Here is a 19,876-nt window from a genome sequence, read left to right on the forward strand (position 1 = left end):
GGATGGCCGGACTGGCCATGCACGCGCCACGGCATGGCCAGCGCGCGGGCGAGGAACAGCGCCACGCCGGTCGGCCCCAGGGCGGCCCCGGTCTCGCCGGGCACGTTGCGCTGCCCGGCATGAGCCGCAGCGGCGCTCAGGCAGTGCTGGAGCGCGGGCTGGGCCAGCGGCTGCGCGGCCTCGGCCAGCGAAGCCAGCGCGAGTTCCCATCCGGCCTGATCGTCGGCAGCCGCGCGCTCGATCGCGGCGGCGGCGTTCTGGAGGTTGCGCGTGTCGATCGGATCGAGCCAGCCGTAGTAGCGCCGGCGATAGTCGGCGCGCGCCACGGCGTGGGCCGGATCGACGCGGAAAGCCTGCAGGCCGCGCGCGATGTCGGCACGCAGCACCTGCACGGCGGCCTGCACCGCCGGCGGCGTGGTGTCCTCCGGGCCATCGGGCGTCAGGCCGGTGCTGACCAACAGGAACACGGCATCGTTGAGCAGCGCCTGCGGCACGCGCACCTGCCCCTGCAGGTACTGGCGCAGCAGCAGGTGGGCGCGCGCGGCGAAGCGCTTGGCGAGCAGGTCGGACGGCAGCAGCCCGTGCGCCAGCGCGCGGAACACCATCGACAGCGTCAGCCAGATGCCCCGGTCCGGGGTATCGGTGGTGCGGCGCGCGTGCTGTTCGTGGTTGCGAACATCGTCCAGCGCGATCTGCAGCGGCAGGTAGGCTTCGCGCAGCAGCGCGCCGTCCGTGCAGGGCGTGGGCAGGCGCAGCGCCTTGAGCAGCGCGGCCTCGAAGCGCTGGCGGGCGCGCGTGACCGACGACGTGGAGCGCGTGGGCAGCACGATGCCGGGCAGCATCTGCAGTTCCTCCAGCCACAGGTCGGCCGGATGCACGCGCTCCTCCTTCATCAGGACAAGGGCGTCGGCGTAGGGCTGGAACAGGCGCAGCGGATCCTCGGGATCGCCGGCCATCAGGTCATCGACATACTCGGCCAGGGCCTGCACGCCGCGCCGGAACACGCCGAGCGTCTCCGGGCTGGCGGCGACGGTACCGGCGTCGATGGCTTCCAGCAGGCGGCGCATGGCCTGGCAGTGCGCATCCACGCCGCGCAGGCCGACGATGTGCACCGCCCCGGCGGCCTGGTGCAGCTGCTGGCCGGCCAGGCGCAGCGACGTGGTGTCGCGCGCGCCCAGCGCCTCGGGGGCCTGCTGGATCTCGTCCACATAGTGGCCAAGCTCGGCGGCGGCGTCGTCCAGCGCGGTGCGCAGGCTTGGCGCAAGCCAGGCCAGCACCGACAGGTCGCGCTGCGGCACGGGGGCCGGCACGGCCGCCTCGCCCTGCACCGGCGGTTGCGGCGCGGCCGGGTCAGCCACGTCGCTCGATACGGAAAAATTCAATGACATGACACAATCCGTTGCGCCCGCGCGCGGGCCTCGATGCAGGTTTTATGCAAGTCAGGCGATCTTGAACCGCGACACCGAGTTACGCAGTTCTTCGGTCAGTGCCGTCAGCTGGCGCACCGAGGTGGCGGTCTGGCGCGTGCCGGACGTGGTCTGGGCGGTCACCTGGAGAATGCCGTCGATGTGGCGCGCCACGTTGGTGGCCAGCCCGGCCTCGTGCGAGGTGGTCTGCGAGATCTGCTCGATCAGCTCGGCCAGCTGGCGCGACACGCGGCCAATCTCGACCAGTGCGGCACCGGCGTTATCGGACAGCCGCGCCCCTTCCACCACGCCCTGCGTGCTGCGCTCCATGGCGTGCACGGCGTCCTGGGTATCGGTCTGAATCGTGCGGATCAGCGCGCCGATCTGCTTGGTGGCCTCGCCGGAACGTTCGGCCAGGCGCTGCACTTCTTCCGCCACCACCGAGAAGCCGCGGCCTGCCTCGCCGGCTGAAGCCGCCTGGATGGCGGCGTTCAGTGCCAGCACGTTGGTCTGTTCGGTAATGTCCGAGATCAGCTCGACGATTTCGCCAATCTCCTGCGACGACTCGCCCAGACGCTTGATCCGCTTCGAGGTTTCCTGAATCTGGTCGCGGATGCCGTTCATGCCGGTAATCGCGTTTTCCACCGCCTGCTGGCCCTGCTCGGCAGCGGCCAGCGAGGCGCGGGCCACGTTGGCGGATTCCGCCGCGCCGCGCGACACCTGCGTGATGCGGTCTGCCATCTCCACCACCGACTCGCCGGTCTGGCGGATCTGGCGCGACTGCTCCTCGGTCGTGGCAGCCAGCTGCACCGAGGTTTCCTGCACCTGGCTCGAGGCCTGCTGCACGTCCACGGCGGTCTGCTGCACCCGGCCGACCAGTTCCTTCAGTTCTTCCACGGTGTAGTTCACCGAGTCGGCGATGGCGCCGGTGATGTCCTCGGTCACGGTGGCCTGACGCGTCAAGTCACCATCAGCGATGTCCTGCAGCTCGTTCATCAGCTGCAGAATGGCCTTCTGGGTGGCGTCGTTGTTGCGCTTTTCGTCGAGGCGTCGGGCTTCGGCCTCGCGTTCGCGCGCCTCGGCTTCCAGCGCCCGGACGCGCGAGTCGCGCAGGTAGAGCGCGGCCAGCCCGGCCAGGAAGATCAGCGTGGACAGCGCGGAGACGATGGTCGCGCCCAGGGTCCAGGGGCGGTAGCGCGCGCCATCCGAATAGGCGGTCTGGAGCGTGGACAGCTCGCCGCGCAGGGCCTCGTTGTCGTTGAAGATCTGCTGCTGGGCGCGCTTGGCGGCGATCAGGCCCGGCAGGTTCTGGAGAATCGTCTGCGTGGTCTTCTGCACCGCCTCGAAGCGCTGCGAGAGCTGCTGGAGGTAGCTGCGGGTCTCGGCGTCGGTGGCGGCGGACAGCCGCAGGGCTTCCGAGCCGTTCATCAGGCCGTCCAGCGTCTCGCGGAAGGTGTTGGTGTCCTTGCCGAGCAGGAACGCGGTCTCGGGGTTGACGCCTTCGCCGGAGAGGAACTCGTTCAGGTTCTTGCCCAGGCGCTGGGTCAGCATCACCAGCTGCGCGGAGGCGGCCACCTCGCGGGCGTTGGCGCCGGCCTGGAGCTTGATGGCGGCCACCTGTTCGGCGGCTTCGAGCAGTTCCGGGTTCGAAGCGTTGAAGATCTGCAGCGTCTGGCCGATGGTGGTCAGAATCGGCTGCTGGGCCAGCACGTCGCCGGCGCTCTTCTCGGAGCGCTTCCACGAGTTCATGGCGGTTTCGAGCAGCGGCACCGCCGCGCCCGAGGTGGCACTCACGTGCTTCTCGTCGCTGCCGTTCTGGAGCGCCAGCAGGTCGGCCGTGAGCTGTTCCTTGGACTGGCGCAGCTGCGTGAACGCCTGCGCGTTGCCCAGCAGCGCCACCGGCACCGCCTTGCCCAGACGCTGCGAGTGCATCAGCATGTTACCGGCGATTTCGATCTGCGCCGCGCCGTTGGTGGCCTGGCGGTTATCGAGATACACCGAAGCCAGCAGCGCCACCAGCGACACCACCACGCCCACCGTCAGCGTACGCTGCTGCGACGCGAACGGCATGCGCGACAGCCAGCCGGACAGTTGCTCCACCGGGGTACGGCCCAGGCCGCCCTTGTCAGCGCCGGCGCTGCCCTTGGCGAACACCGACCGGCGCGGCGCCGCGGCCTCGGCAGCGGCACCCGCGGCAGCCGTCCGGCGTCCCAGGCTCATCTTCTTGATACCCATAGCAACCCTCTGTCCGTTTGTTTTTTGATTCGTTGGTACTGCGTCTTGGTGTTCGACTATTTGGCTATCGACTATCGGCTATCGGCTCAGGCCACCACGCGGCCCACCTGGAGGAACGCCGGGGCGTCCAGCAGCTGGCGGATGTCCAGCACCTGCCAGTCGCGGCCGTCGCGGTCCGCGAAGCGCGGGCCGTGCCATTCGGGCGCGAGATCCGGTGCGTGGCCCGCCGGGGCGTCGCCGTGCGGCAGCGAGAGGTCGCCGGCATGGCGCAGCCCCACCACCCGCGTGGCGATGATCCCGCAGGCCCGCTCCACCTGGCGGGACAGCACGACGATCTTGCTGCCCGGCTGCACGGGCGTGGGCCCCTCGCCGCAGAACAGCCCGAAATCGATCACCCCGAGCAGGTTGCCGCGCGCGTTGACCAGGCCGCGATACCACGGCTGGGTCAGTGGCACGCCGGCCGGCTGGCGCATTTCCAGCACCTCGCCGGTATCGGGCAGCGGCAGCAGCCAGTGGCGCTGGCCGACCAGCACGCCGAGGTAGCTGTCCACGGCGGGCAGGTTGCGCGCGTCGCGCAGGCGACGGGCCAGCATGGCCTGGTAGTCCTGCAGGCGGGTCTGGCGGGCACGGATGTCTTGGCGCGGCGCGTTCATGGTCGGCATACCGTTGGATGAAAGACCGCCTGGCGGCGGGCGGACACAGCGTCACCCCCGCCCGCATCGCGGCGGGCGGCGTGACGGCAAACCCCGGGCCCGGGGGCCCGGCAGGTCGTTCTGCGCTGGCTCAGTGGGCTAGCGCGGCGATCTTCGTCAGCAGTTCGTCGCTGTCCACCGGCTTGACGATGTAGTCCGATGCACCCTGGCGCATGCCCCAGATGCGGTCCGTGTCGAGGCCCTTGCTGGTGCACATGATCACGGGAATGTCCTTGAAGCGGTCGTCGCGCTTGATGGCGCGGGTGGTCTGGTAGCCATTCTGGCCGGGCATGACCACATCCATCAGGATCAGGTCGAAAGGTTCCGCCTCGAGCCGGGCCATGGCCTGGTCGCTGTTGCCGGCCACCGAGACCTTGAAGCCCTTCTTGCCGAGCAGGTCGGACATGAACAGCGCTTCGGTGGGGGAATCGTCGACGATAAGGATTTTGCTGATGGTCATTGGTGTGTTTCCTGGATGCTTTTGCGTGGCGGCGTTCAGGGTCAGGCCGCCACGACCGCACCCTCTTCCTGCGCACAGCCGCCAAGGCAGGTCTCTACGGCCTGCATCAGGGCTTCACGGGAAAAGGGCTTGGCGAGATGGTCGTGCGCGCCGACGAGCTTGCCGCGCGAACGGTCGAACACGCCGTCGCGGGACGACAGCATGATCACCGGGATCGCGTGGAACCTCGGGCTTTTCTTGATCAGGGAACAGGTCTGGTAGCCGTCCAGCCGGGGCATCAGGATGTCGCAGAAGATGACGTCCGGGTGCATGTCGCCGACCTTGGCGAGCGCCTCGAAGCCATCCTCGGCGAGCATGACCTGATAGCCTGCCTGGGACAGGAAGATCTCCGCCGTCCGGCGGATCGTGCTGGAATCGTCGATCACAAGGATCTTGCGGCGCAATGCCGCGGCTGCCTTGACGGCACCGGCGTCGCCGGTGTTGACCCCATCGACGGACGTGTTTTCTTCTGTTTGAGCGACCCGCATACTGTTCCCGCGACCAGCTGCCCGCACGAATGCAGGCGCCGGTATTCACTTGAGAACACCCGCACGGCAGCGCTTGGCGCGCCGGCGGCCCCCGATTTCCAAATTCCCAATCAAAAAAAGCCCGGTCAATCCGACCGGCGCCGGCGGCGCGACCCGTGCGTCCGCCTGCGTCTTGCTATCTTATTGCGCTGTTATGGCGATGTTATGGCGGTATTCTTCGCCCCTTGCCGTGCTGCCAGACGGCGGCATGGCCGGGACGGAGGTTCCGCTTTGCCGCAAAGTGTGACAACTCGCGGTTGGGCCGTCAATCCGGTTTGTCCGGCGCGGCCCGCCGATCTGTCGCTTTGGCGCGACGCGTCGGCCTTTTCGGCTTGTTCGACGACTTACGCGGGATGGTGCGATGACCCTCGACGGCTGGCACAGTGGCCAGACGTCAGATCGCCACCATCTCGAAGTCTTCCTTGCGCGCGCCGCACTCCGGACAGGTCCAGTTGATCGGCACGTCTTCCCATTTGGTGCCCGGCGCGATGCCGTCTTCCGGCGAACCGGTGGCCTCGTCATAGATCCAACCGCAGATCAGGCACATCCAAGTCTTGTATTCCATATGCAGGCTCTTGCCACTCTCCATTAAAATTCCAGCGCAGATGGTACATAAACCGCGCCGCCGGCGCCACCCATGGGGCGGCGCAACTATGCGAATATCGTCGCGTTCGCGCATGTTAGCGTGCAGATACCGTTCAAACGACGCGCATTTCGCCCAGATTGCCTGCTTTTTCGGCATCTGACCGCAAGCCGCCCGCCTCCGCCCCCGGCGAGCCCATTTTCATCCCGTATCGGATTACAACTCCTGCCATGTCCCGTAACCAGCAGCTTTTCGACCGCGCCCAGCAGACCATTCCCGGTGGCGTGAACTCGCCCGTGCGCGCTTTCCGCTCCGTGGGCGGCACGCCGCGCTTCATCACCCGCGCCGAGGGCGCCTATATGTGGGATGCGGACGGCCAGCGCTATATCGACTACATCGGCTCCTGGGGTCCGATGATCCTCGGCCACGCCCATCCGGACGTGGTCCGCGCCGTGCAGGAGACCGCCGCCGGCAGCTTCTCGTTCGGTGCGCCCACCGAGGGCGAGATCGAGATGGCCGAGGAAATCTGCAAGCTGGTGCCGTCGATCGAGCAGGTGCGGCTGGTGTCGTCCGGCACCGAAGCCACCATGAGCGCGCTGCGGCTGGCGCGCGGCTTCACCGGGCGCGACCTGATCATCAAGTTCGAGGGCTGCTACCACGGCCACGCGGACAGCCTGCTGGTCAAGGCCGGTTCGGGCCTGCTGACCTTCGCGGACACCACCCAGAACGCGCCTTCCTCGGCCGGCGTGCCCGCCGACGTGACGCGCCACACGATGGTGCTCGAGTACAACAACGTCACCCAGTTGGAAGAAGCCTTCGCGCGCCACAAGGGCGAGATTGCCGCCGTGATCGTGGAGCCGGTAGCCGGCAATATGAACCTGGTGCGCGCCACGAACGCCTTCCTGCAGTCCATGCGCAACCTGTGCAGCGAGCACGGCGCCGTGCTGATCTTCGACGAAGTGATGACCGGCTTCCGCGTGGCGCTGGGCGGCGCGCAGGCCCACTACGGCATCAAGCCGGACATGACCTGCCTGGGCAAGGTGATTGGCGGCGGCATGCCCGCGGCGGCGTTCGGCGGCCGGCGCGACATCATGGCCAAGCTGGCCCCGCTGGGCGGTGTCTACCAGGCCGGCACGCTGTCCGGCAACCCGCTGGCCGTGGCCGCCGGCCTGACCACGCTGAAGCTGATCCAGGCGCCGGGCTTCCACGACCAACTGGCCGCACAGACGCGCAAGCTGACTGATGGCCTGACCGCCGCTGCCCGTGCCGCCAACGTGCCGTTCGCCGCGGACGCCATCGGCGGCATGTTCGGCCTCTATTTCACCCAGACCGTGCCGACCAGCTTCGCCGAGGTAACCAAGGCCGACGTCGGGCGCTTCAACCGCTTCTTCCACGCCATGCTGAACGAGGGCGTGTACCTGGCGCCGTCGGCGTTCGAGGCCGGCTTCGTCTCCGCGAAGCACGACGACGCGATCATCGCCACCACCGTGGAAGCGGCCGCGCGCGCGTTCCAGGCCGGCTGAGCGCCCGTCGTGTGAAGGATGGGGCGCGTCCGGCGCGCCGCATCCTTCCCTCACCTTGGGCGCGGCGCCCCAATGCCGTGCGCTACACTTGGATTTTGCCGACCCCGGCCATTCCAGGAGTCTCATCAATGCGCGCCGCCTTCCCATCCCTGTTCGTCCTGCCCTCGCCCGCCGCCCTGGGCCGCTGGCTGGCCATGGCCATCCTCGCCAGCCTGCTCAGCGCCTGCGGCTACAACGATTTCCAGTCGAAGGACGAAGCGGTCAAGGCGGCGTGGGGCGAAGTCGTCAACCAGTACCAGCGCCGCGCGGACCTGATCCCGAACCTGGTCGCCACGGTCAAGGGCTACGCCAGCCATGAGCGCGAGACGCTCGAGGCCGTGACCAAGGCACGCGCGCAGGCCACCAGCATCCAGGTGACGCCGGAGACACTCAATGATCCCGAGGCCTTCGCGCGCTTCCAGCAGGCACAGGGGCAGCTGACCAGCGCGCTGTCGCGCCTGCTGGCGATCTCCGAGAACTATCCTCAACTGAAGGCCGACGCCGCGTTCCGCGACCTGCAATCGCAGCTTGAAGGCACCGAGAACCGCATCACCGTGGCGCGGCAGCGCTATATCGCGGCGGTGCAGGAGTACAACGTGCTGGCGCGCAGCTTCCCGACCAATCTCACGGCCAAGGTGTTCGGCTACCCGGTCAAGCCGTCGTTCACGGTGGAGAACGAGAAGGCCATCTCCGCGCCGCCGGCCGTCAAGTTCTGACGCGGCGCATCGCCATCATGCGTGCCCCTCTGCTCCGCTTTTTCGGCATCTGGCTATGCCTTGCGGCGATGTTCGCCGCCCATCCCGCCCGGGCGGCAGACGGCTTCGTCGCGGTGCCGCCGCTCACCCAGCGGGTGACCGACCTGACCGGCACGCTGGCCCCCCAACAGCGCGCGGCGCTGGAGAACGTGCTGGCCGAGTACGAGCAACAGCGCGGCAGCCAGATCTTCGTGCTGATGGTGCCGACCACCGAGCCCGAGACCATCGACCAGTACAGCATCCGCGTGGCGGACGCGTGGAAGGCGGGGCGCCAGAGCATCGACGACGGGGTGATCCTGCTGATCGCCAAGGACAATCCGCCCGGCTTGCGCAAGATGCGGATCGAGACCGGACGCGGCGTGCAGGGGTCGCTCACCGACGCGGTGTCTTCGCGCATCCTGCGCGACGTGATGGCCCCGCACTTCCGCCAGAACGACTTCTATGGCGGCCTCGCGGCGGGCATCTCGGCCATCCAGGCCGCGATCGACAAGGAGGCGCTGCCGGGGCCCGACAGGAAAGCCGGCAACGCGGCGGCCTCCGCTCTCAATGACTGGCTGCCCGTGCTGTTCCCGCTCGCCATCGTCGTATTTTTCTTTCTTTCGGCGATCCTGCGGCGCGGACGCGGCCCACAGATCGTGACCGGCCGGCGCGGCTGGCCCACCACCACGGCTGGCGGATTGGGCGGCCTGGGTGGCTATGAGGCCGGGCGCCGCTGGGGCGGCGGCGGTGGCGGCTTCGGCGGTGGGGGTGGCGGTGGCGGATTCAGTGGCGGAGGCGGCGGCGGCTTCGACGGCGGCGGCGCCTCAGGTAACTGGTAATCGGGAGACGGGCTGATGAAAGCAATCAGGGAGAAGTCTCTCAAGCGGGCGCTGCGGCACCTGAGCACAACGTCATCGGCGGCGCGCAGGGCGTTCCCCGCCGAGGCCCAGCACCAGTTGCAGGTGGCGGTGCATGCCGGCGAACAGCACCATCGCGGGGAAGTCCGCGTGGTGATCGAGGCCGGCATGCCGTGGGAACTGGCCTGGCGCGGCACCACCCCGCGCGAACGCGCCCGGGCGCTGTTCGGCGCGCTGGAGGTGTGGAACACCGAGGACCACTCGGGCGTGCTGCTCTATATCAACCTGGCCGACCACGCGGTGGAAATCCTCGCGGACCGGGGCATTGACGCCTGCGTCAGCGCGCGGGTCTGGGAAAAGGTTTGCGCCGACCTGACGTTGGGGCTCAGGGAGTCGCTGTCGGTACGGCCGGTGCTGGAGGCGGTGGAGAAGATGCATGCGCTGCTGACGGAGCATTTTCCGTCGGGGGATGGGTTTAATCGGAATGAGCTGGAGGATCGGCCGATCGTGCTTTGAGGGGGTTTTGGCTGTTGAGCCCAACACCCTCAAATCTCAAACCTTCCCCCCTCTCTTCTCCATCAAATACCACCCCGCCGCCAGCACCTGCAGCCCCACCAACCCACCCCACACCACCCAATGCGCCGCCACCGGATAGTGCCCGCCGGATGACGGCCAGAAGTCCAGCACAAACCCGATCCCCACCTGGAACACGAAGGTTGCCAGGAACACGGTCAGGGTCATGGCGGTTGTCGCCCGCCCGATCAGCGCATCGGGAAAACGGCGCGCCAGCAGCGCGTAGGTCAGGATCCCGCTGGACCCGAAGACCCCGTAGGCGGCCCACAACACGCCCAGCGGCAGGAACGGCAGCCGTGCCATCAGCAGCAGTTGCACGGCGATGAAGCCGATCATCCCGAAGCCGGCGAACGCGTAGAGGCTGACGCCGCGCCGCTCCAGGTGCCGGGCGGCCCAGCCCGCGCCGACGCAGCCGGCCATCATGGCGAAGCCGATCACCGACACCAGCCGCGCGCCCTCGGACGGCGCCAGCCCCTGTACATCGCGCATGAATGCGCTGACCCAGAGCGTCTGCACGGCCAGGAAGATGCCCTGGTTCAGCAGCGTCAGCGGCACCACCCGCCAGAATTTCTCGCTGACCAGGATCAGCCGCGTGCCGCGCAGTTGTTCGGCGAAGGTTTCCTTGCCCGCGCGACGGGCGTCCGGCACGCCAAACCAGAGCAGCACGGCCATGGCGAACGTCAGCGCCGCCAGCCCGATGCTGACGGTGCGCCAGTCCGTCCAGGCCAGCAGCCAGGACAGCGGGCTGCCGACCACCACCGCGCCCAGCCCGCCGATGGCCATCACCAGCCCGTTCAGCAAGGGCATGCGTGACAGCGGGAACCACATCGACAGCGCCTGGATGGCCGCCCCGAGGCAGACGGACACCCCCACGCCGATCATCGCCCGGCCCGCGGCCAGGCCGGCCATGCCCGGGGCGAAGGCGAACACCAGCGAGCCGGCCACGGCCAGCAGCAGCAACGCGGCCTCGGTGCGGCGCGGGCCGTAGCGGTCGAGCAGGATGCCCGCCGGCAGTTGCGCGCAGGCAAAGCCGAGGAAATAGAAGCTGGTGAGCAGCCCCAGGTCGGCCGCCGACAGCCCGAGCTCGCGCGTGAGGAATGGCGCGAAGCCGAGATTGACGCCCCGGAAGATATAAGAGACCAGAAAACCGAGCGAAAACACCGCCAGCACGCGCCAGCGGGCGTTGGCGGCGGGGTTCGGTTGCGAAGCGAGGGAATCGGAGGGAGTTGTCGGGGAGGCGCCTGGCATGATCTTCACCATCATGGTGCAAAACCTGCGAAAGATACCACGCCCCCGCCAGGCGAGCAGACCGTGTAACGCTTACCAATCATTGCCGCTGTCTGTTTCCAAGCTGTAACAGCACCTGACGCGTCGCAACGCCATGCGGCCCCGACCTTACTTCATGATCGAAACGAGAATCGTTGATTTGGGGGTCTAGTTTCACAATTGAAACGTTTTTGCCCAGCGGCCATTTTTGGCGATTTTCGGTCCACCCTTAGGTCACGAGGATGAGGCCACGTGACGGAGGCAATCCTTCTGCGATTGGCCTCGCCCAAACGGACGATCCGCATACCCCCGCCGGGGCGCACTCTCGGGCGGTCCCAACGCATCGCCGACTGTTTCGGTGTACCGCGTTTCAGTTAGGTGTGTCCCCCATACCGCCAGCCCATAAGGATGATGGCCACCGAATATGACGTAATCGGCGCTTCATAAATGGTACGTTTTTGGCCACTTGCGCTTCTACGCCTTTCGGCGGGGCCCAGAGCAGGCTGGTGCCAGGTATTCGGTACATTCCCGTCCGAATATAGGAACTGCACTGCCTATATCGCGCAAAAACCCGCAACCGAGTGCATGAGCCGACTCGTAACCGCCGAGAAACATTTGGTTACATCGTCTCGCAAACGACGCATTGGCAAACCCCCACCCCTATAAAAATCAACGACTTAGCCTCCGTGGCACGTTCGTCGCTGGATGTGTCGCAACCACGGAACGCCAGGCCAACCGGCAAAGACAGGGGCCAGGCGGATCCAGAGAACAAGTGGGAACGGGGGCGGCGATGACGCGAGTCAGCGCCCAGGGAGGAAAAAGCGACCGGCCAGCTGCATGGCCGGTCCGGCCCAGCGGCACGCCGCGAAGCCTCGCAGTCTTGCAGCATTTCAGGCGCGTCTCGGTCCCTGGAGAAGTTCGGACCGGTACGCGGCACCCGCCCAGGATGCATGCCGCAGGGAGTGGCCATGCATCGGGTGACAAGCGCTAGACCGGCCTTGCCGGGCGTGCGCAAGCCTGAGCCAGGTGGAATCGGAAAGATGTCACGACAGTGCAGCTTTTTCGGTTTGGCCTCGGTCGGCAGTTCGGCCGAAACCTTGTGCCCGATCTCCAGCGGGCGCTTTTTTCCCCACCAACCGTGAAGTGAAGGAGAAAGACATGTCCACCATGTTCGATGGCATCAAGCGTTTCGTTCGTGAAGAAGACGGCGCAGCCGGTGTGGAGTACGCCCTGCTGCTGGCCTTCGTGGCCCTCGTGATGGTGACCTATGGCACCACCGTGAAGACCGCCGTCGGCACCATCTGGAATTCGATCGCCACCGCGCTCTCCGCGGCCTGAACGACTTCCGGTACCCCCGGACCGGGCTCCGCGCCATGGGCCCCGGTCCGGCCAGATTCCTGACATGCCGATCGCATCGATCGCACCGATCCACGGGAAGGCCGCCATGTTCTCCGTTGCCGCAGCCGCCAATCTGAGCCTCGTCGCCATGGTGATCGTCGCTGCCGTGAGCGATGTCCGCTCGCGCCGCATCCCGAACTGGCTCGTGGCCGCCGGACTGGCCCTGGCCCTGGTGGCGCAGGTCGCCACCCACGGCCCGGCGGACGGCGCCCTGGTCTGGATCGGCGGGGCCGCCACCGGCGCGGTCATGCTGCTCGCGGTCTACCTGATGGGCGGCATGGGCGCCGGCGACGTGAAGCTGATGGGGGCCGTGGGGGCCTTCATGGGCGTGGCGGGCGCCGCGCATGTGGCCGTGGTCGGCTTCCTGGCCGGCGGCGCGCTGGCCATCGCCGCCCTGCTGCTGCGCCGCATCGCCGCGGCGCGCCGGGCCGCCGCACGCAAGCCCGTCCGGCTGCCGTATGGCCTGGCCATCGCCACGGCCACGCTGCTGGTGAAGTGGGAGCTGTTCTGAACAACACGGAGACGGCGCGCCTCCGGCTTGCGCGCCACTAACGAGAAGGTCCCGATGCCGTGACAACAGGGACCAGGAACGGGGGAATCGCCATGCACCACAGCAGCCGCATGCATGCGCCACATGGAGACGCCAGGCCCTGCGCCTCGGCACACCGCCACGGGTCCGGGTCGCGCCCAGGCCACCACATGACAGCCGCCGGCGGCCAGGATGCCGCCCGCCGGCCCGGACGCCACCGCGCCGCCAGACGCACCGGACGCCCCGCCATTCCCGCCACGTGCCCGCGCATCCTGGCACATCGCACCATCTTCTTCTGAGCAAGAGGAGCCGAAAATGAAGAACCTGCGCATCCTGTTCATGCTGCTGATCGCCACCGTCGCGGGGCTCAGCGCCGTCATGCTCGCGTCCCGCTGGCTGCTGCAGCAAGGCAGCAACGGCATCACCAAGGTGGCCGTGGCGGCCGCCGACATCAGCCTGGGCCAGCAGATCACCCCCGAGGCCGTGAAGCTGGTGGACTGGCCCGCCGCCAGCCTGCCGCCCGGCGTGGTCCAGGACGCCGCCTCGCTCGCCGGCCGCGTCACCAAGGCCAGCCTCTCGCGCGGCGAGCCGGTGCTGGAGTCCAAGCTGACGCCGGTGGGCACCAAGGGCGGCCTCTCGGCGGTCATCGCCAACGGCAAGCGCGCCATCACCGTGCGTGTGAACGACGTGGTCGGCGTGGCCGGCTTCGCCCTGCCAGGCAGCTTCGTCGACATCATCGTCAACACGCAGAAGGACAAGCAGGACGGCAAGGCCAGCGCGGAGCGCACCGACCAGTCGATCTCGAAGATCGTGCTGGAGAAGATCCTGGTGCTGGCCGTGGCCCAGGAGGTGAACCGCGACGAGACCAAGCCGAAGGTGGTGAACGCGGTCACGCTGGAAGTGTCGCCCGACGAGGCCGAGAAGCTCGACCTGGCACGCAGCGTGGGCTCGCTCTCGCTGGTGCTGCGCAACCAGATGGACCCGCGCCCGGCCGAGACCGCCGGCGCCACCAAGCATTCCCTCCTCAAGGAACCCGTGATCGCGGCGGCCGCCCCCGTGACCCGGACAGTACAGGTGGTGCGGCGCGTGGCGGAGAAAACCTTCTCCGGTACCTGCATCGGCGTCATCAGCGGCAACCAGCACAACCAGGAATGCTTTTGAACCACGGCTCACGCGTCTGAGAAAGGCAGGCCCACGCGGTAACTGCCCGCAATGACTGCGCGAACCCACCGGGGGAACATCATGGATCGCATCACCACGCATCAAGGCGCAGCGCGCCGTATCGCCCCGCAACTGCAGGCCACCGTGCTCGCATTGACGGCTTTGTGCATGTTGTGGGGCACGCCTGCCCGGGGGCAGGCTGGCATGGAGGCGGCGATGGCCACGGCCAACGCCGCCGGCCCCGCCCGGCCGGTTCGCCTCGCGGCCGTTGGGAACATGCAGGGCAACATGCAGGGCAACATGCAGGGCAGTGTCCAGGGAGGGGTCGCCGCCGCGGCGGCCGCGCCGCGGGACACCGCGCCGGCACGCGGACCGAACTGCGTCGGCGCCATGCGCGAACGGCGCGAGGTGCAGGTGCCGGTTGGCAAATCGACGATGATCGAGATGCCGGAGGCGGTCAAGGCCCGCTCGCTCGGCAACCCCAACGTGGCGCAGGCGATGCTGGTCTCCCCGCAGACGCTCTACGTGCTGGGCCAGGAAGTGGGCACCACCAATATGATCGTGCAGGGTCGCAGCGGCTCGTGCAGCGTGATCGACCTGGTGGTCGGCGCCGATCCCGGCGGGCTCCAGGCCACCCTGCGCGACCTGCTGCCCGACGCAGGCCGCGTGCGGGTCTCGTCCGCCGCAGACAGCCTGGTGCTGACCGGCACGGTGAAAGACTCGGTGCAGGCGCAGAAGGTGCTGGACATCGCCAACGCCTTCGTCATGCGCCAGACGCGCGGCCCGGCGCAGAACCCGCAGGGCGCGGCCCAGGGCCAGCAGCAGAACGGGACCATGTCCAGCAATTCCGCCAACAACGGCATGCCGGTGCGCAGCCCGCGCATCATCAACATGCTGGTGGTGGAAGCGCCGCAGCAGGTGATGCTCGAAGTGAAGGTGGCCGAGGTCTCCAAGAGCCTGATCGACCAGATGGGCTCCGCCGCGAACCTGAACGCCGCGTTCGGCAGCTGGAGCTTCGGGCTGCTGGCCAACTTCCTCTCGGGGGCGCCGGACCTGCTCTCCTTCAGCAAGGCCAACAACCTGCCGCTCCAGTTCGCGATCGACGCGCAGAAAGGCGACGGGCTGGTGAAGATCCTGGCCGAGCCGAACCTGATGGCGATCAGCGGGCAGGAGGCGAGCTTCCTGGCCGGCGGCAAGGTGTTCATCCCGGTGCCGCAGAGCTTTGGCGGCACGGGCACCACCATCATCCTGCAGGAGGAAACCTTCGGCGTCGGGCTGAAGTTCACGCCGACGGTGATGGAGAACGGCCGCATCAACCTCAAGGTGGCACCGGAGGTGTCCGAGCTCTCGCCGACCGGGGTGGCGCTGACCGCGCCGAACGTGTCGGGCACGTCGATCCTGCCGCTGATCAACACGCGGCGGGCCTCCACCACGCTGCAGGTCTACGACGGCCAGAGCTTCGCCATCGGCGGGCTGATCAAGAACAACATCACGGGCAGCCTCAAGGCGCTGCCGGGCGTGGGCGAACTGCCGGTGGTGGGCACGCTGATGCGCAGCACCAACTTCCAGCAGGACCGCACCGAGCTGGTGTTCGTGGTCACGCCGCGCCTGGTGAAGCCGCTGCCGGCCAACTACCCGCTGCCGACCGACACCTTCGGGCCGACCACCCCGGGCGAGGTCTACCTGAACGGCAACATGGAAGGCCACCCCGCGCGCCCGGCCCCCGCCGCGCTGCCCGCCCCTGCCGTGCCTGCTGCAGCCCCGCTGACGGCCCCATCCGCCGCGCCCACCACCAGCGTGCCCGTCCCCGCCGCCGCAGACGCCGCCGGCGAATAAGCGCAGACCCGAACCAGGAGCACATCATGACGACCAACTTCCTTCGCCCCGCTGCGCTCGTGGCCCTGCTCGGCACCGTCGCGGGTCTCTCGGGCTGCATGGCCACCACGCCGATGTACGACCAGCAGTTCGGCGACGCCGTGCGCACCCTGCGGGCGATGCAGATCCTGAACCCCGATGCCTCGAACAACACCGACCCCGTGACAGGCATCGACGGCCGCGCCGCCACGGCGGCGATGGACCGCTACGGCACCCAGTTCCGCACGCCGCAGTCAGACGCCAACGCCTTCACGATCGGCGTGGGCGCCTCCAGCGGTCTCAACAACATGGGACGGTAGGCCGCACGGCCGCCGCACGCTGTCTCCAGGAGTGAAGCCATGGCAAAGATCGCCGTAGTATCCGCCGACGAAGCGCACCTGCATTACGTGGCGGGACTGATCGCCCAGAGCGCCAACCACGTGGTACAGCGCGTGCGGGCCGCGCCGGCCGTCGCGCTGGCCGACCCCGCGCTCACGCTCGGCACCGACCTGCTGATCGTGGATGCGCCCGAGGTCGGCGCGGACGACATCGTCCAACTGCGCCGCATCACCACCGAGCACCCGGAAACGCTGTGCATGCTGCTGACCGCGCACCCGTCCGCCGACCTGCTGATGCGGGCCATGCGCGCCGGCGTGCAGGGCGTGCTGCCGTGGCCGCCCGAGGCCCAGGAGTTCCGCGACGAACTCCAGCGCTGCACCAGCCACGCGCTCAGCAATGGCCGCGCCGAGGGTCAGGTGCTGGCCTTCACCGCCTGCAAGGGCGGCAGCGGCACTACCTTCGTGGCGGCCAACTTCGCCCACGTGATGGCCACCCGGCACAAGAAGCGCGTGCTGCTGGTGGACCTGAGCCAGCAATATGGCGACGCCGCCTTCCTGATGACCGACCAGACGCCGCCCGCCACGCTGTCGGACGTCTGCCGCCAGGTAGACCGGCTCGACGCCGCGCTGCTGGACGCCTGCGTGACCCACGTCTGCCCCGGCTTCGACGTAGTGCCAGCCGCCGGCGACCCGATCAAGGCAGGCGAGATCAAGGCCGCACACCTGGAGCGCATCCTGGCCGTGGCGCGCCAGCAGTACGACGCGGTGGTCTTCGACATCGGCCAGGACATCAACCCGGCCACCCTCGTGGTGCTGGACCACAGCAACCTGATCTACGCGGTGATGCGCCGCAGCCTGGCCCACCTGCGCGCAGGCCGCCGGCTGTTCGACCTCTGCCAGTCGCTGAGCTACCACACCGACCGCGTGCGCCTGGTGCTCAACGGCGACGACCGGCACGCCAACATCGCCCAGCGCACGCTGGAAGACGCCTTCGGCGTGCGCGTGGCCCATGTGCTGCCGCTCGATGCCGGCCCGGTCCGGGACGCCAGCGAGCAGGGCGTGCCGGTAGCGCAACTGGCGCCGAACTGCGCCATCGCCCGCGCGCTGGCCGACATGGCCCGGCAGCTCTATCCCGACACCCAGCCGCGCCGCGACAACCTGCTGCGCAAGCTGTTCGGCCAGAACAATCAGGTCCATGCCCCGGCGCGCGCCTGACCGGGCCCGCCACGGCGACACCAGGAGTCCAAGATGTCACTGCGAGAACAACTCTTCCGCCAGGCCGGCGAAGCCCTGCCCGAGCGCGTGGCGCGCGCCAACGGCGCCGCCGTGCATGGTGCCAACGGCAGCCACGCTGCCAGCGGCACGGCCGGCTCGGGCGCGGTGACGCCCGCCTACCAGCAACTGGCGCTGGAGATTCACCAGACGCTGGTCGATCGCGTGGAGCTCAGCCGCCTGCAACACATGCCGCCCGAACAGGTCCGACGCGAGCTGGCGCAGCTGGTGGAGCGGATCATCGAGGAAGGCAACCACCCGGTGAACGAGTCGGAGCGGCGCCGCCTGGTCTCGGACGTCCAGGACGAGATGCTCGGCTACGGGCCGCTCGAGCCGCTGCTGGCCGACCCCACCATCTCGGACATCCTCGTCAACACCGCCCGCCACGTGTACGTGGAGCGGCGCGGCAAGCTCGAACTGACCGACGTGACCTTCCTCGATGACGCCCACCTGCTGCGCGTGATCGACAAGATGGTGTCGCGCATGGGCCGCCGCATCGACGAATCGAGCCCGATGGTCGATGCGCGCCTGCCGGACGGCTCGCGCATCAACGCCATCATCCCGCCCTCGGCCATCGACGGCCCGCTGCTCTCGATCCGCCGGTTCGCGGTGAACCCGCTGCAGGTCAAGGACCTGATCGGCCTGAGCACGCTGACCGACGAGATGGCCCAGCTGCTCGACGCCATGGTGCGTGCCAAGCTCAACATCCTGATCTCGGGCGGCACCGGCAGCGGCAAGACCACGCTGCTGAACATCCTCTCGGGCTTCATCCCGGCCGACGAGCGTGTGGTGACCATCGAGGACGCGGCGGAACTGCAACTGCGCCAGCAGCACGTGCTGCGCCTGGAGACGCGCCCCGCCAACATCGAGGGCCGGGGCGAGATCACCCAGCGTGCGCTGGTCAAGAACGCACTGCGGATGCGGCCGGACCGGATCATCCTGGGCGAAGTGCGCGGCGCCGAGGCGCTGGACATGCTCCACGCGATGAACACCGGCCACGAAGGCTCGCTGGCCACCATCCACGCCAACACGCCGCGCGATGCACTGACGCGGCTCGAGAACATGATCAGCATGGCCGGCCTGGCGCTGCCCACGCGCACCATGCGCCAGCAGATCACCTCGGCGCTGTCGGTGGTGGTGCAGGTCTCGCGCCTCACCGATGGGCGCCGCAAGCTCGTCAGCGTGCAGGAGATCACCGGCATGGAGGGCGAGGTCGTCAACATGCAGGAGATCTTCACCTTCCGCCGCCAGGGCGTGGAGCGCGACGGCCGCATCCGCGGGCACTTCTGCGCCACGGGCGTGCGGCCGAAGTTCTGCGAGCGGCTCCAGGCCTTCGGCATCCACCTGCCGGAAGCGCTGTTCGACCCCGCCGTGCAGCACGAAGTCTAGGAGCGCGCCATGAATCCGATGATGATCGCCTTCGCGCTGTCGGTGTTCCTGGCCATCGTGCTGGGCGGGATCGGCGCCTACCTGTGGTGGAACACGTATCACAGCCAGCACGCGCGGCGCTTCAGCCATCGCGTGGAGGCGGCGCTGCTCAACAGCGCTGGCCACGGGCAGGACGCCGGCATCCTCAAGCAGCGCGTGATGAGCCAGTCGCCGGCGCTGGCCCGTCTGCTGCGGCGCCTGCCGCGCATGCAGGCGCTGGATCACATCATGCTGCAATCGGGCATGAACATGTCCGTGGGACGCTTCCTGGCCCTCACGCTGGCCGCGCCCAGCCTCGCCGGCATGGTGCTGACGATGCTGAACGCGCCGTGGTACGCCGTGCTGCTGATGGCCGGCGCGGCCAGCACGCTGCCGCTGCTGTGCGTGCTGCGCAAGCGGGCCCGGCGGCTCGCGACGCTGGAAGCGCAGCTGCCCGAGGCCGCCGACCTGATCAGCCGCGCGCTGCGCGCCGGCCACTCGCTGCCCAGCGCGCTGGACATGGCCGGGCACGAGCTGCCGGCGCCCATCGGCACGGAACTGGGCCTGGTGTTCGGCGAGATCAACTACGGCATTCCGCTGCACGACGCGCTGGCCGGCCTGACCGACCGGGTACCGATCGAGGACCTGCGCTACCTGGTCATCGCGGTGCTGATCCAGCGCGAATCCGGCGGCAACCTGGCCGAGATCCTCGACAACGTGGCGGGCCTGATCCGCAAGCGGCTGCAACTGCTGGACAAGGTGCGCGTGCTGTCGGCCGAGGGCCGGCTCGGCGGCTGGATCCTGACGCTGCTGCCGGTGGTGGTCGGCGGCATCGTGTTCCAGATCAATCCCGAGATGATGGCCACGCTGTGGACCGACCCGACCGGCATTCAGATGCTCTGGTACGCCGTCGCCATGACCTGCGTGGGCATCCTGTGGATGCGCCAGATCGTGCGGATCCACGTCTAGGGCAGGCATTCAGG

The 19,876-nt window shown here is 68.4% G+C and carries 18 protein-coding genes and 1 pseudogene; 12 read left to right on the forward strand and 7 right to left on the reverse strand.

The genetic code is table 11. From position 1 onward, the window contains the following. The 6 genes and pseudogenes from KHO18_RS20235 to KHO18_RS20260 form a co-directional block, all read right to left on the reverse strand. Window positions 1-1,388, reverse strand: a pseudogene (locus tag KHO18_RS20235) (Hpt domain-containing protein); the annotation flags it as partial. A 51-nt stretch (window positions 1,389-1,439) separates the two neighbouring features. After that, window positions 1,440-3,641 carry a methyl-accepting chemotaxis protein gene (locus KHO18_RS20240; RefSeq protein ID WP_144197396.1) on the reverse strand — a complete coding sequence of 734 codons (2,202 nt, stop codon included), beginning with the start codon at window positions 3,639-3,641 and terminating at the stop codon, window positions 1,440-1,442. A gap of 86 nt (window positions 3,642-3,727) precedes the next feature. Further along, on the reverse strand, window positions 3,728-4,294 hold the full coding sequence (locus tag KHO18_RS20245; protein WP_144197395.1) for a chemotaxis protein CheW: 567 nt from the start codon (window positions 4,292-4,294) through the stop codon (window positions 3,728-3,730). Between the two features lie 130 nt (window positions 4,295-4,424). Continuing rightward, the gene (locus tag KHO18_RS20250) at window positions 4,425-4,793 is read right to left on the reverse strand and encodes a response regulator (RefSeq protein WP_144197394.1); all 369 of its coding nucleotides are present in this window, start codon (window positions 4,791-4,793) and stop codon (window positions 4,425-4,427) included. A 41-nt stretch (window positions 4,794-4,834) separates the two neighbouring features. Then, window positions 4,835-5,320 (reverse strand): response regulator, encoded by a 486-nt coding sequence (locus tag KHO18_RS20255; protein WP_092298294.1) that lies wholly within the window; start codon window positions 5,318-5,320, stop codon window positions 4,835-4,837. A 433-nt stretch (window positions 5,321-5,753) separates the two neighbouring features. After that, a complete protein-coding gene (locus KHO18_RS20260; RefSeq protein WP_092298462.1) occupies window positions 5,754-5,924 on the reverse strand; it encodes a rubredoxin in 171 nt (56 codons plus the stop codon). Between the two features lie 248 nt (window positions 5,925-6,172). Between KHO18_RS20260 and hemL the strand changes: the two genes are divergently transcribed. The 4 genes from hemL (at window position 6,173) to KHO18_RS20280 (ending at window position 9,611) form a co-directional block, all read left to right on the forward strand. Further along, a complete protein-coding gene (gene hemL, locus KHO18_RS20265) occupies window positions 6,173-7,465 on the forward strand; it encodes a glutamate-1-semialdehyde 2,1-aminomutase (protein ID WP_211943767.1) in 1,293 nt (430 codons plus the stop codon). Window positions 7,466-7,593: 128 nt separating this feature from the next. Next, window positions 7,594-8,220 carry a LemA family protein gene (locus KHO18_RS20270; protein WP_144197392.1) on the forward strand — a complete coding sequence of 209 codons (627 nt, stop codon included), beginning with the start codon at window positions 7,594-7,596 and terminating at the stop codon, window positions 8,218-8,220. A gap of 17 nt (window positions 8,221-8,237) precedes the next feature. Continuing rightward, window positions 8,238-9,077, forward strand: coding sequence for a TPM domain-containing protein (locus KHO18_RS20275; RefSeq protein ID WP_211943768.1), 840 nt, complete (start codon window positions 8,238-8,240; stop codon window positions 9,075-9,077). A 15-nt stretch (window positions 9,078-9,092) separates the two neighbouring features. Beyond that, complete coding sequence (locus tag KHO18_RS20280) at window positions 9,093-9,611, forward strand: TPM domain-containing protein (protein WP_211943769.1); 519 nt, start codon at window positions 9,093-9,095, stop codon at window positions 9,609-9,611. Between the two features lie 36 nt (window positions 9,612-9,647). Here KHO18_RS20280 and KHO18_RS20285 read toward each other — a convergent pair whose 3' ends face one another. Continuing rightward, window positions 9,648-10,916: an MFS transporter gene (locus tag KHO18_RS20285; RefSeq protein ID WP_211943770.1), complete on the reverse strand. Its 1,269-nt coding sequence runs from the start codon at window positions 10,914-10,916 to the stop codon at window positions 9,648-9,650. A gap of 1,176 nt (window positions 10,917-12,092) precedes the next feature. Between KHO18_RS20285 and KHO18_RS20290 the strand changes: the two genes are divergently transcribed. From KHO18_RS20290 to KHO18_RS20325, 8 genes are all read left to right on the forward strand, one after another. After that, complete coding sequence (locus KHO18_RS20290) at window positions 12,093-12,272, forward strand: Flp family type IVb pilin (protein ID WP_377731478.1); 180 nt, start codon at window positions 12,093-12,095, stop codon at window positions 12,270-12,272. A gap of 106 nt (window positions 12,273-12,378) precedes the next feature. Further along, entirely contained in the window at window positions 12,379-12,843 is a 465-nt protein-coding gene (locus tag KHO18_RS20295; protein ID WP_144197524.1) for a prepilin peptidase, read from the forward strand. Between the two features lie 333 nt (window positions 12,844-13,176). Further along, window positions 13,177-14,022: a Flp pilus assembly protein CpaB gene (gene cpaB / locus KHO18_RS20300; RefSeq protein ID WP_144197389.1), complete on the forward strand. Its 846-nt coding sequence runs from the start codon at window positions 13,177-13,179 to the stop codon at window positions 14,020-14,022. Window positions 14,023-14,103: 81 nt separating this feature from the next. Next, complete coding sequence (locus KHO18_RS20305) at window positions 14,104-15,858, forward strand: type II and III secretion system protein family protein (protein ID WP_211943771.1); 1,755 nt, start codon at window positions 14,104-14,106, stop codon at window positions 15,856-15,858. 26 nt (window positions 15,859-15,884) lie between these two features. Next, window positions 15,885-16,196, forward strand: coding sequence for a hypothetical protein (locus KHO18_RS20310; protein WP_211943772.1), 312 nt, complete (start codon window positions 15,885-15,887; stop codon window positions 16,194-16,196). Window positions 16,197-16,235: 39 nt separating this feature from the next. Beyond that, complete coding sequence (locus KHO18_RS20315) at window positions 16,236-17,429, forward strand: AAA family ATPase (RefSeq protein WP_144197386.1); 1,194 nt, start codon at window positions 16,236-16,238, stop codon at window positions 17,427-17,429. Window positions 17,430-17,462: 33 nt separating this feature from the next. After that, the gene (locus KHO18_RS20320; RefSeq protein WP_144197385.1) at window positions 17,463-18,875 is read left to right on the forward strand and encodes a CpaF family protein; all 1,413 of its coding nucleotides are present in this window, start codon (window positions 17,463-17,465) and stop codon (window positions 18,873-18,875) included. Window positions 18,876-18,884: 9 nt separating this feature from the next. Next, on the forward strand, window positions 18,885-19,862 hold the full coding sequence (locus KHO18_RS20325; protein ID WP_211943773.1) for a type II secretion system F family protein: 978 nt from the start codon (window positions 18,885-18,887) through the stop codon (window positions 19,860-19,862). The last annotated feature ends 14 nt before the right edge of the window (window positions 19,863-19,876 follow it).

Origin of the sequence: Cupriavidus campinensis, assembly GCF_905397395.1 — a bacterium.
Lineage (GTDB): Bacteria > Pseudomonadota > Gammaproteobacteria > Burkholderiales > Burkholderiaceae > Cupriavidus > Cupriavidus campinensis.